The organism is Lentilactobacillus buchneri (assembly GCF_018314255.1).
In the GTDB taxonomy this organism is placed as follows: domain Bacteria; phylum Bacillota; class Bacilli; order Lactobacillales; family Lactobacillaceae; genus Lentilactobacillus; species Lentilactobacillus buchneri.
Genome location: NZ_CP073066.1, coordinates 906,845 through 920,304, shown reverse-complemented (window position 1 = coordinate 920,304; position 13,460 = coordinate 906,845). Strand labels below are relative to the sequence as shown.

Sequence of the window (13,460 nt, the reverse complement as noted above, 5' to 3'; positions counted from 1 at the left end):
ATATGTATCTATTACGTCCAATTTTAAAAACCTATTATGACAGTCTCGAAGACGGCAAGGTGTTAGGGATGAAGTGCCAGGATTGTGGCAAAGTGGTCTGGCCTCCGCTCCCAACTTGCCAAGATTGCGGCAGCTATAACCTGGACTGGATCGAGATGGGCGATGAGGCCATAATCGATGAAATTCGCTTTGAGGACTCTAGTGTGGGTGGCGATTACACATTTAGAAAAGCCGATGAATTTTTCACTGAAAAGGATCCTTATTGTGTATCAGTCGGACATTGGCCAAATGGTTCTCATCAATTCCATGCGGCCCTATATGGTGTCACTGAAGAAAATAAAGATGATTTGATCACTAAATTGCCATTAAAGGCTAAGGTGCACCTTATTCAGTTAAACGGTGGATTCAAATCAGTTGGTTTTGAACTTGAAGACGTTGAAGCGAAGTGATTGATGCAAAAAAGCTTAAAGACTTCTCGCCTTTAAGCTTTTCTGTTAATTGCTGCCATCTTTTTGCTGGTGAACTTTCATTAATTCTCTGACAAAAATTTCCGTAATTGGATTGGTATTAGTTTCTTTGTAACCTAAAACGAAGTTCAAATCATTATCCAGACCATTAATATCAAGCAGGTTGACGCCGTAACTTTCAACTGGGTTGTTCACCTTATTCATTGAGTGTAGGAAGGTAACCCCTTGTCCAGAACCCACGTGAAGCAATGCCTGCTCAGCATCATTTACGTAATACAACGCGTGAGGTGAGAAACCATTTTTCATGCAAAGACTGATCGCGTAGTCAACAATGAATGGTGAGATCTTGCGATTGAGCATAATGAAATTATCATTTGCCAATCGCTTAATATCAACAGATTTCATGTTGGCTAGTGGATGTGTACTGGGTACCGCAATTTGCAACTTGTTTTTTTGAAGTTCAATTGTCTTGATATTTGGAATGCTATCTATGTAAGTATTTAAGCCAAAGATAGCATCACACTGATTATTGATTAACTGGCGTCTTAACTGAAGTGGCGTACCACGAAAAAGTGACAGGGTGACTCTTGGATATTTCTTAGTTACTGACTTTAAGACATCGTACATGAGCGTAGTATCAAAGAAACTTTGATATCCGATTGTGAGCTTGCCGGTTAATTCATTAGTATGTGGCTGGATGGTTTTCTTGATATTATCAAATTTCGTCACAATATCAATGGCTTGTTCCAGTAGCGCATCGCCTTCGCTAGTCAGAGTTAGCGTGTGTCTTCCACGAACAAACAACTGGACGCCAAGCTCTGCTTCAAGATCCATTATTTGTCTGCTGAGTGTGGGTTGTGTCACATAAAGATGTTCCGCTGCTTTTGTAAAATTCAAGTATTTAGCTGATTCGATAAAATATCGCAAACTGGTTAAGTTCATCGCGGATTCACCATACTTTCCGATTTAATTCACAGTCATTATATCTTACGATTTAGCAACATTTCTAGGTCATTAATCATGTTCTGAAAGGAGATTATCATTATGGGACGTTTAAGTAATAAAGTTGCAGTTATCACTGGAGGCGCGAACGGAATTGGGCTAGCCACAGCCACTCGGTTTGCTACAGAAGGGGCAAAAGTTGTTATTACTGATGTTAACGATACCAATCGGGAAACAGCCCTGAAGAAAATTGGCAATGGGGCGATCTTTATCCAACAAGATGTTTCTAAGGAAGCTGATTGGGCCATGGTATTTGAAAAGGTTATTGACGTGTTTGGAAAAGTTGATATTTTGTTTAATAATGCCGGAATTGCGGCAATGGGGGATGCGGAACATTTCACTGCTGAGCAATGGCATCAGATTATGGCCGTTGATTTAGACGGAGTTGCATTTGGAATCAAGCATGCCATTCAAAATATGAAAACTAATGGTGGTTCGATTATTAATATGTCCTCTATTGAAGGCTTAATTGGCTATCCGAATTTATTTGCCTTCACTGCAGCAAAAGGTGGGGTCCGGTTGATGACGAAATCAGCGGCATTATATTGTGCTCAGCAAAAGTACAATATTCGTGTGAATTCAGTTCATCCGGGGCCAATCCATAAGCCTGAAAAAGATAATGATCCTAAAGAGCAGAAGTTAGTTAGCGAGCATTTGCCAATGCTTCCATTGGGGCGCTTTGGTGAAACTGCAGAAGTTGCAAATTTGATTTTATATTTAGCTTCTGATGAATCATCTTATTCTACCGGCAGCGAATTTCTGGTAGATGGCGGTTATACCGCACAATAATAATGTTAAGTAGGTCTTGCTAATAAAATTGGCAGGACCTTTTTATAACATAGCTGAATTGCTTGCAGTCAATACACGACGCCAATTTCAAAAAAATGAAGCTGTTTATTCCGAAGTAACCTTCTGTCGCATCAACATCGGCATCTGCCGAGTCAAAAAGCGATTCGCAAATTCATCATCCATCAACCAAGCTCTAATCTCCGACTTCTTCAAAATCAATGGCATTCGATTATGAATGACACTGACGGAATCATTGGGTTCAGTGGTCATCAAAATACTTTGGGGTGTGCCTTCAAAGATATTGTAGAAACCGCCAATGTATAAGGGTTCGGGTTGGTCTTTGTAGTTGAACCAATACTTTTGCTTGTCTGGTGTCCATTCAAAAAAGCCACTGGTTGGATAAACGCATCGGCGGGCTTGGAAGGACTTGGCAAACATTTTCTTTTCAGTGACCGACTCTGATCGAGCATTGATAATGAGTTGCCCTTTGTGAAAGCCTGGGAATCCCCACTTCATCGCCACAACTTGAATTTTCTGCTGCTGGGCAATGACCAGCGCCGTTTGATCAGATGGGAAGACTTCACCCGTTGTTGGCTCATAGCCAGCTTGGGTTGCCAGCTCATAGATCCGCGCGATTTCACGGCTACGTTTTGGCTCAAACATGTAACGTCCACACATTGGAATTCCCCCTTAAAAACCCGTTTTAAAGTTATTTAAGCTGCTCGAATTGAAATAGAATGTGTTAAAGATTATTAATGATGCTCTCAAAACCAAGCCCATCCATAATGATTTTGGCAGTTTGCATAAAGTCTGTGCTGGCGGCTCGTTCTACAAATTCAATATGGCGTTCTTTGGCCATGAAATCAATTGTTCGCAGTTGTGATGCATTGATTTGACCGTGTAATTTGTTACCGTGTAAATTGATGAAAAATGGTAAGTCTCTAATAGTACTGGTAATAGGACAGATGGTTACAAAACCAGTCCGCGAGTTAAAAGCGTCACTGCTAACTACAATGGCTGGACGACGTTTCTTAATTTCGCGACCAATACTTGGATCAAAATTAATGTAAACCAGATCCCCTTGCTTAGGAGTGTAACCATGATAATCATAATGGGTAATTGGGTGATTTGACATCAGATTTCCTCCCGACCGACTGGTTGGTCGTTAGTATCCTTGGGGATAAATCTAAGATCAGTCGTAGCATATTTGGGATCTTGGTAAATATTTGGGGCTTTTGGTGTATAGATGAGGCTGCCATCAGCTGCCTGCATACTCATAAATTCAGTTCCCTCAGCGACTTTGAACTGCTTGGGAATACTTAAAACCAGAGTGTTACCCTGCTTACGTGCTTTCAAACTAATCCCCTCCTTTTTTATTAAATATATAGTAACACCTAGTAATTACTACTACAACAAAAATGGCTAACCACTTGTCGACATAAAAGTTCCAAAGTTAAAGCGAAAACTTTAGCTTTGGAACTTTTTATGACTAAGATTTGATCGGTAATCATTCTATTCGGATTCATTGAATAATCAATGGGAAAACAATGTCATTCTCCGGAATACTTAACGCCATGCCGTTTCACGACCATCTTCCAAATCCCACGCCTGCCACCGGATATAAAAGATACGGAATCTTCATAATTTCTTCCAAAATTACGCATATTATTCAGGTATCCTTATGATGTTGATAAGAGAGGGATGTAATCAATCATATGGAGGAAGACAACAATGAAGAAAAGGACAAGCTTTTGGATACAAGCAATTGGCGTGTTGACGCTGGTTCTGGGGAATTTCTTTACTGCCGGAACCGCTTTAGCCGACGTGATTTCGACTAAGGAAGTTGTCGTCGATAACGCGAAATTGATTGATGATAAACGTGCATTAGTAACGAAATCAAAAGTTGGCGACTCCGCCAACTTGGCATTTGATATGACAGTGGGTGGGCTATCGCAGGCCGGCACTGTGCACTTTGACTATAATGCTGATTATTTCAAAGTGAAGAAGAAACAATTCAAATTTTCAAATGGTGACACCAAAGTCGTCGTCGACATTGATGGCGAAGAGTCAACCATTTCATGGACCAACGCCATTGATAAGACCGACCTCGAGGTGATTTTGCCGGTGAAATTCAATCGGACTGTCAATGACCGCGAGTTGGACTTTGTGGTGGACGATGAAAAGATCAAGCTGCCAACTTTGACGGTGCTTGATGAAGACGAAAAAGTCAAACAAGAAGAGACAACCGATCAGCCAGACGGCGACCTGCAAGATGATGACATCTTGAAGCAAGCGCTGGCTGACGAAAAGGCATCCGATGAAGCTCAAGCTGCCCGCGAGGCGGAAGAAGCTAAGCAGGCTGAGGCTAAAAAGGAAGCTGAAGTTAAGACCGAAGACCAAGCAGAACCAAAGAAAGAAACCGAAATTAATGAGAACTCTTCTCAAGCTGATGACATTCAGCAGCCAAAGCAATCGAACAGCGATAAGGCTGAAGCTTTACTGAAGGAGAAGCGTGAGGCTGATCAGAAGAAGGCTGAGGAGAAGAGCCGTCAGGCGATTGAAGAGAATCGTAAGGCAGAAGAACAAGCAGCTGTTGGGACACAAAATGATCCGAGAACAGTCAAAGATAATGGTGAGAGCAAGGAATCTCAAACACCACAAACACCAGATGTTTCTGATCTGAAGGGTGCAAAAGAAGCCGTTGCCAGCGATGACTCAGATGCTGAGGAGCCGACAAGTAACGAATTGACTCGGCAATTACCGGGAAATGGTGTGTTCGGTGATGAAGGAAAAACTGATATTACCGATGCTATCCACGCTGCCTCAAACCCTCAATTCTTCACCTCAATCAATTTTAACTATATTGACAAGGATGGTAACCCTCAAAATCAGAAAGTGCCATCTGTACTTGAACAGGAGCTTCAACTACCGGCTATTCTTCGAGAGCATAAAAATATTGAGATTACTTATCTTTGGGATATTGATAGCATTAAGGAAAATACCGGGATTGACATTAAAGATGGCGACTACTACCAATTTGATCTTAAGGGATTGAAGTATGAATACGGTCCATCAGGTTCCTTTGACGAATACATCACCTATGGGGGCCGGACAATTGGTCGGTTTATCATGACCCGTGATGCAGAGGACCGCGACACGCAACATGCTAAGATTATTTTCCTTCCTGGAGACTTGGAAGGTGTGACTAACATTGATTACAAGGCAAAAATCAAGACCGAAATCAATGCGAACGCCGAAGAAATTAGTTTTGGTGAAAGTACTAAAGGTGAATATCCAATTAAAGTCGAAGAAGATTTGGTATCTATTCAAAAAGATGGTGTGTTCCACACATCTAATGGGGTAACGGATCTTGATATGCTTGAATGGACATCTACCTTTAAGGTGCAGGACGGTAAAGAAGCAAATAAGGTTACCCTGAGAGATAAATTCGGTGGCGGCTATGCAACCGCCAATGATAAAGTCAGCTATGAGTTTGAAGTGAAAGGTGCTGACGGGCAGACAGTGTCCATCACCAAAAATCATGATGATTATGATAAATTGGTAGCCACCGGTCCAAATTTCCAATTTAACGCTAAAGGACTTGGGCTTGAACGGGGAATAATTGAAATTAAAGTGAAAATGATAACCCCCGTAACTAATTTCAACAATCGAGATTTCAAAAATACAATTCGTGCGACGGATGTCGAAATTGTTGGTGTGAAAGACCCTGCCAAAACGTTGGATGTCACGGCGACGATCACCCGTGAAAATGGTCAGGTGAAGAAGACTGCAAAGATGGATAAAGACGGCAGCATCAAATATACCGTTGAATTCACCGTCGATCCTGGTCAAACAAATATTGTGTTGAAGGATACTTTGAATTCCAAGAGATTTACGTTTAGTGAGAATATTGATGATTACACATTAATACCATCCGTTACCGGTTGGATGAAAGGTGATCCCAAAATTGACGGTCAGACGTTGACGGTTGAGTTTGCTGATGTAATTGTTCCCAGCGAAAACGAAGGGTCAAAGGTATATAAGTTTAGTTACATCATTAAGCCAACAGCAGACGTGACTGACAAAGATTACCAGAGTATCAGCAATACGGTTGAGGTGAACGGCCAAAAGAAGGGTAATCACTTTGGTCCCCAAATCAACAGTAAGAACAACGTGAGCTTGGATTGGCAAAAGATGATGAGCTCATGGAGCATCCACGTCAACCAAATCAATCGACAAATTGATGGTTCATTCAAGATCACGGAACCAATCGAAGGGGAGACACTCAACTTCTTGGATTATAAGAAGTTTTATAACAGTTTTACAGATACAGATGGTTTGACTGAAGAAGTTAAGAAACGAATTTCATTTTCCAAGCATGAAAATGATCAAACATGGGATTACACGATCATCGATGGAGAAGCATACTGGGGCAAGAACAAGGACAACAAAGCATTCAGTGTCAAACTTTCCGGTAACCAGATTATCATCACCGTTGAGAATTTACCGGCTGGTGAAAAATCATTTAATATTTATCTAAAGGATGTTCCATTGGACAAAGAAAAAATCTTAAATGCTAATTATGCCCAACTTGAAAAAATTTGTAACTATGCTGGGTTAGAATACTCAGGGTCTGATGACGCAAGTGTAAAGACTTGCGTCAATCAGGGAGGCCTCATCCGAAACAACATTTCAAAGGATGGGCAATTGGATAAGGATTTCCTGAACAATGGCCTCATTAATTGGACGACGCGTTTCAACTACCGGCAATACCTGGGTTCAAATGAGCACGCCGCCTTGGTCACTGATGGGATTGATATCACTGATGAAGTTGGACCGGATGTGATCAAAGACGCTACTGGAAAGCTTACTAAACGTAATCTTCAAGATATTCAGCAACGTTTACAAGATACCCTCCAGATCTCCCTGGCTAGGATTAACTCTGATGGTCGCGGCGTATCTGACAGTCAAAGGTTAGTTGATGATCAATATGAAGTTCGGGTTGATGTTGATGAAAATCATAAAGTAACTTTTAACTTAAAGTTATCCGAAGATGCTTACAACAATATCTATCTGGATCATGAGAATGCCGATGGTGAGAGTGTACTCGGTAAAAAAGTGTTCGAGTTGAAATATCAATCAAAAGTCTTGAACTTTAAGGCCGATGAAGAAGCGACCTATGAACATCTCAAAACTTGGACATTTAATAACAAAGTCACTGCCGGATGGAAACTGAATGCTGACGATGAGACTCGTCATACCCTTGAAGCAAAGGCGAGTGTATCTTACGCAGATGGCGGTCATTTACTCGACAAGTCAGGGAAGTTGCTCGAACACAACCTTGAATTAGACGAGGGTGACGGGCAGACCCGATCCGTTGGAGCCGTTAAATGGAATTTGGCAATTAACGGGAATGGCTACGAACTTAGATCGCCAGTTAAACTAACCGATACGCTTAGTGGTGGGCACTACCACTTGAAGACCAACGATGATCGCTACAAGCTGAAAATCTATGAAGCAAAACGATCCTTGGTCAATAAGGAAGTTCATTACACTAAGATATCGGATAAAGCCTTAATTGAAGGCCACGATTATGATGTGGTTTACTCCGATACCTTGAATACGATGACGATTAATGTGAATAACTCATATAAGGTTAAAACACCGCTATTGGTTGAGTATCATACCGTTACTTCCAAGACGGTTGGGACAACCTATAGTAATGAGATCAAGTTGACAATTGCTTCTAAAGATTTTGAAGACAAAGAAGAAATCCAATCAAGTGCAGAAGTTGCCGGGCAGTACACAACTTTCGCTGCCAACGTTAAGAAAGTTGATGCCACGACTGGCGCTCCACTTGAAGGCGTCAAATTCCAACTTCAAATGAAAGATCTGGATAGTATTTGGAAAAATGTTGGTGAACCTAAAGCAACCGACAAAGACGGTTTCGCATCATTCGACGGCCTTTACGATAAACCGACCTACCGGATTATCGAAACTCAGGGCCTAGAGAATTATGATGATAGATGGGTTTCAAAAGAATTTACCATTAAAGATGCCCAAGAAGAAACTGAAGACGGCAATGAGAACACTTATTGCGTCACTGCTAAGAATCACCGAACTAATGCTTTGAAGATTAAAAAGACGGTTACCAATTCACTGAATACCAATAAAGACGATAAGTTTGAATTTAAGGTATATGTGATCAACGACGAGGGTGATGTCGATACCGACTTCAATGACGATTTCACCTACGATATTGATGGTGACGAAAGTGTTGTGAACTTCAAAGAAGGGGTTTCAACTAATCTTCAAGAGATCAAAGACGGTCAGGTGATCACCATTCACGGATTACCACAGGACAAAACGTACCGGGTGATCGAATCAGCCAATGGTTCATACAGCACAACCCACTCACTTGACAACTTAACGACGGTTGAACCTGATGGAAATGGCGGTAATGAAACAGATACTTTCCAAATGATGATCGGTAAGAATGCTCCAGCTGGAATCGTGCAGTTTACCAATGATGTTCAGACGACGCATTTTGGATTCTCCAAAACAATCCAAGGTCCAAATGCCAATGCTGACAAGAACAAGGAATTTGATTTCATGCTGAAGGTATTGGATGACGACAATCAGCCGGATAAGAGCTTTAACGGCACGATTGAAGGAATCAAACACTCAGGTGGAGACATTCCAGTCAAGTTTAAATTTACCGGTGGTGTTGCCAAAGAAATCATCTACACAGATGGTAGCACGGCACCGATTAAGCTGAAGACTGGTGAAAGCTATCGGAACATCCAATTGCCAGCCAATGTAAAAGTGAAGGTATATGAAAAACAAGATACCCAATATACCGAAGTTCATTACAAAGTTGGCGATGGGGATGAGAATGAAGCCGGCAATTCGGATGAAGATGGCTGGAAGGCAACTGGTTCAATTAATGCTACGAATACTATGTTGAAATTCATTAACCGACAAGTTGTGAACCAGTTTGAATTTGAAAAAACAGTTGCTGGTGACATGCCAGAGGGCGTCGTTGACTTCAAGTTTAAAGTGAAGGCAAATGATGATGCCACTCGTAATGCGATTAAGGGGCAGAAATACAAAGCAGTTGTTAAAAATTCTACTACTGACAGAATTATTAACAGTGGTGATATCACATTTGACGATGAAGGTGCCGTAACAGAAATTGAGTATGGTGTAACCGGAATTAAGGAGATCACCCTTAAGGACAATGAAAAGCTGGTGATTCTTGGATTGCCAAAAGATGCAACCAAGTTTACAGTGACTGAACTAAGCGAGGGCCACTACGACACCAACACACATGTTGATGGCGAGGAAAAGAAGAATGACAGCAAAGCAGCTGACATTGAACTGAACAGGGAAAACTTCAAGAACTCAATCCAGTTCGAAAATATTTCTCCCGACCTTGTTCCATTCACATTGCGGAAAACGGTTAGTGGCACCGTAGCAGCGGGAGACAAGGATAAAGCATTTGAGTTTGTGTTGACTATCAAGAATCCACCCGCAAATTGGGGTGACGCAAAGACTAAAGAATTTAAGGCGGACAACGCGGATGGCAAGATTACGTTCACTAAAGACAATGACGTGTACAAATCTGAAATCATCAAATTGAAAGCTGATCAGGGGATTACCATCTATATTTCAAAGGGCTTGTTGCTTGAAGCTCAAGAAACTAAAACTCACGGATTTGAAGTTAGCCACAAATTTGGTAACCATACCGAAGACGGTGATACTCATGAATTGACGACTGACAAGGATATGGCTGATTTAATCTTCAATAACCATTCGCTTAAGACTGGCATTGAAGTCAAGAAGACAGTAAAGGGCGAAACCGTTGGGGATGAAGATTTCAACAAGCAGTTTAGATTTAGAGTTGAAGGAACCAGTGAAAACGGTGGCAGATTAGACGGAACATTCACCCTTCGCAAATACGAAGTAAGTGGTAAGTACACCGACACACCTGTTTCGTTTAATGCTAACAACATCATTGCCTTCAACCTCAAGCATGACCAAAAGGCCCAACTCCTTGGCCTACCAATTGGTGCCAACATCCAAGTAACTGAAACCAAGGCAAGTAGTGAAGGCTACGATCCAAGTTACAAGGTCAACGAAAACACCGAGAAGTCAGGCAATGTCGCTCCAGAGTTTGTGACTGAGGAAGGTAAATTGGGGACCGTGATTTTCACCAACACCAAATTTGAAGCCGAAACGGCCGAGCTGAAGATCAGCAAGCACCTTGCTGGCGGCGGCATCATCGACGCTGACAAGAACAAGACCTTCCAGTTCGTGATTGAAGCTAACGCAAGTGTTGATGGCGAATACGACGCACTCGTAAACGGTCATGACAAAGTGAAAGTGACGTTTACTGATGGCAAAGCCACTGTCAATATGAAGGCTGACGAAAATATTCTGATTTATGGCTTGCCAAGTGAACACAACACCTACACTGTTACTGAAACCAACGGTTCCGGTTTCCACACGCAGTACCAACTCAACGGAACCCGGATGGAAGACGGCGTTAAGACCAAAGAATTTCAGCTGGTTGATAAGGATCGCGTCAACGTGGACTTCACCAACAGCAAGGACACCGAGAAAGTTGCCAGCTTGAAGATTAACAAGGAAATTGCCGGCGATGGTTTGACAACCAGCGACCACGACCGTGACTTCAACTTCCGCATCTACTCTGGTGTAACTGGCGAATTCAAGGCCACCAAGGTTGACCAGCACGGAGACTCACACGAAATCACTGTGAAATTCGCCGACGGTCAATCCGACGTGCTTACCTTGAAGGACAGCGAATCATTGACAGTTACCGGCTTGCCGATTGATTACACTTATGCGGTGGGCGAAGAATATGTTGATGGCTTTGCACCAACCTATCAGGTGAACGGCGCCAAGGTTCAAGAAGGGATGACCACTCAAACCTTCAAGTTAGTTGAAGATCAAAAAGGGACGGTTGAATTTACCAACACCAAGAATGGGGAAATGGAACTGGGAATCCTCTCTGTGAGCAAATTTGTGAACGAACTGGGCGACAGAGCTCGCAAGTTTGAATTCCACATTGAAGCAACCGATGGGGCTAACAACCCACTGAACGGGACGTTTAAGACCCAGGTCACAACCAATGGCCAAGTTGTTGAAGGTTCCATTCAATTCAACGGTGGTAACGGCAGCTTCACATTAATTCATGGCCAGTCCATCAAGTTCTTCATTCCGCTTGGTGCGAAATATGAAGTGTCTGAAAAGGACTACTCAGCTGATGGCTATGTAACAACTGTTACCAAGCGAACAGCGGTTGTGAACAGTCCAACGGTTACCGGAACGGCGACTAAAGAAGATGACAGCATCGTTTACCACAACGATTTGGAAGACGATGAAGGCGAATTACCATTACCCGGCGAAGACGGCGACGATGCATCCTCTGGTACGCTCGACAGCAATGACACCACCGGAACTTCCGGCAAGTCAGGCACCCTCGACAGCCCAATGGGAATCCCGTCATCCGGCTATACCGGCAAGTCCGCCTTACCGCAAACCGGCGAAGACAACAACACACTGCCGATGGTGATTGGAATGTTCATGCTGGTTGGCTTACTGGGAACAGCAACGATTTACTACGCCAAGCGCAAACAAGAGAAATGAGGAATCAATCAAAAAATAACCATAATTAAATAATCAATTAAAAGATGGCTAGACATTGCTCTAGTCGCCTTTTTGTGATGTCAGGATGTTAGCTGCTCACATTATTTTCTCAAAAAGTATTGACATATTCTAATCTGACCATCATAATACGAACTATCAATTTGAAAGAAGTTTTCTACAAGCTTCGCTAACAGAAAATCCATTCGGCGGCTGAGAGATGGTAGTGAAATTGTAGATTGTGACTTTCATGCTTTACCCATAAATCGGTGAGCGTAAGTTAGCCGGTTTCGGACTTGTCCGTTAAAGCAAGTAACGAGTGGATACGAAAAGTGTCTATGAAGGTGGTACCGCGGCCAATTGTCGTCCTTTTGTCTTAGTGACAGAAGGGCGATTTTTTTGTATCGCGGGTTGCTTTAGTGGGATTGATAAAGATTGTTGATTACATACTTTATAGTGGAGAGGAAGTTATATTTATGAAATATACAGTATTAGGTGCAGGCGCAATGGGTTTGAGATATGGGGTTCTTTTGCAGGAAGCCGGGTTCGATGTCGACTTTGTCGATACTTGGGAACCACAAGTTGAAACGGTCCGCCAACAGGGTGGCGTTTACGTTTCCCGTGACGGTCAAAATAAACATCTGGTCCCGGTCAACGTGTACTATCCAGAAGAATACAAGGGTGATCCGGATGTCTTGATTGTCTTCACCAAGCAATATCAACTCGCTGATTTCTTAAAACGCTGTTCACGATTCTTCAACGACAAACAATACGTTGTCACTTGCATGAATGGGATGGGTCACGTTGAAAAACTTAACCAGTACTTCCCCAAGGAACGTTTACTCGGCGGAACCGCTCTGATCGGAACTGTGTTGAACAAAGCCGGCGACGTCGACTTCATCGGTCCCAAGGGTGCCGGTTCAATGAACATTGCCAATGAAACCGAGAAACCTGATGAGATGACTCACAAGATTGTCGCTGAATTCCAAAAAGCAGGGCTTAATCCTAATTTGACCAAGAACTTCCTTGGAACTTTGATGGCCAAAGTCGTCTTTAACTCCGTCATCAACACCTTGTGCACGATGTTTAAGATCCGAATGGGTGAGTATATCCAATCACCAGTTGCCGAGAAGTTGGGCGTTCAATTAATCGATGAAGCTTTCGATGTCTGTGAACGCGCCGGGATCACGTTATTGAATACCCGTCAAGAAGAGTGGGAAACCGTTAAATACGTCAGCACCGTTTCCAACCCACTTCACTTCCCGTCGATGTATCAAGATATTTCTAAGAATCGTCAAACCGAAGTGGACTACATCAACGGCTACATCTACGACCTTGGCCTAAAGTATCATTACGAAGCCAAGACCCACGACTTCTTGAGAAACCTGGTTCACTTGGCCGAATTTGCCGGGACATTTGACGTCGACAGCTACATGAAGTCAGTCCTTGAACGAGATAAGCAGAATGCGGTTAAGACGCCTGAAGAACATGTTGCCCAAGCTTAAATTCACTTTGGATGGATTGGCGAAGTGA

8 protein-coding genes are annotated in these 13,460 nt (G+C 42.6%); 4 read left to right on the top strand and 4 right to left on the bottom strand.

The features are described from left to right. The first annotated feature begins 2 nt into the window (after positions 1-2). Positions 3-449: a Zn-ribbon domain-containing OB-fold protein gene (locus tag KE627_RS04485; RefSeq protein ID WP_056938629.1), complete on the top strand. Its 447-nt coding sequence runs from the start codon at positions 3-5 to the stop codon at positions 447-449. A 45-nt stretch (positions 450-494) separates the two neighbouring features. Here KE627_RS04485 and KE627_RS04480 read toward each other — a convergent pair whose 3' ends face one another. Continuing rightward, positions 495-1,409 carry a LysR family transcriptional regulator gene (locus tag KE627_RS04480; protein WP_013728836.1) on the bottom strand — a complete coding sequence of 305 codons (915 nt, stop codon included), beginning with the start codon at positions 1,407-1,409 and terminating at the stop codon, positions 495-497. 102 nt (positions 1,410-1,511) lie between these two features. Here KE627_RS04480 and KE627_RS04475 point away from each other — a divergent pair, with 102 nt between their 5' ends. Next, entirely contained in the window at positions 1,512-2,258 is a 747-nt protein-coding gene (locus tag KE627_RS04475; RefSeq protein WP_013728835.1) for an SDR family oxidoreductase, read from the top strand. Between the two features lie 105 nt (positions 2,259-2,363). Here KE627_RS04475 and KE627_RS04470 read toward each other — a convergent pair whose 3' ends face one another. The 3 genes from KE627_RS04470 to mazE form a co-directional block, all read right to left on the bottom strand. Next, positions 2,364-2,936: an SOS response-associated peptidase family protein gene (locus KE627_RS04470; protein WP_013728834.1), complete on the bottom strand. Its 573-nt coding sequence runs from the start codon at positions 2,934-2,936 to the stop codon at positions 2,364-2,366. A gap of 64 nt (positions 2,937-3,000) precedes the next feature. Continuing rightward, on the bottom strand, positions 3,001-3,393 hold the full coding sequence (locus KE627_RS04465; RefSeq protein ID WP_013728833.1) for a type II toxin-antitoxin system PemK/MazF family toxin: 393 nt from the start codon (positions 3,391-3,393) through the stop codon (positions 3,001-3,003). Further along, positions 3,393-3,614: a type II toxin-antitoxin system PemI/MazE family antitoxin gene (gene mazE, locus KE627_RS04460; protein ID WP_013728832.1), complete on the bottom strand. Its 222-nt coding sequence runs from the start codon at positions 3,612-3,614 to the stop codon at positions 3,393-3,395. Before mazE ends, KE627_RS04465 begins: the two co-directional genes overlap by 1 nt. Before the next feature lie 375 nt (positions 3,615-3,989). On the opposite strand from mazE, the gene KE627_RS04455 reads away from it, so the two are divergent. Then, positions 3,990-11,930, top strand: coding sequence for a DUF7601 domain-containing protein (locus KE627_RS04455; protein WP_225424160.1), 7,941 nt, complete (start codon positions 3,990-3,992; stop codon positions 11,928-11,930). 473 nt (positions 11,931-12,403) lie between these two features. Further along, positions 12,404-13,432, top strand: a complete 1,029-nt coding sequence (locus KE627_RS04450) for a ketopantoate reductase family protein (protein WP_056938630.1) — start codon at positions 12,404-12,406, stop codon at positions 13,430-13,432. Positions 13,433-13,460 lie beyond the last annotated feature (28 nt).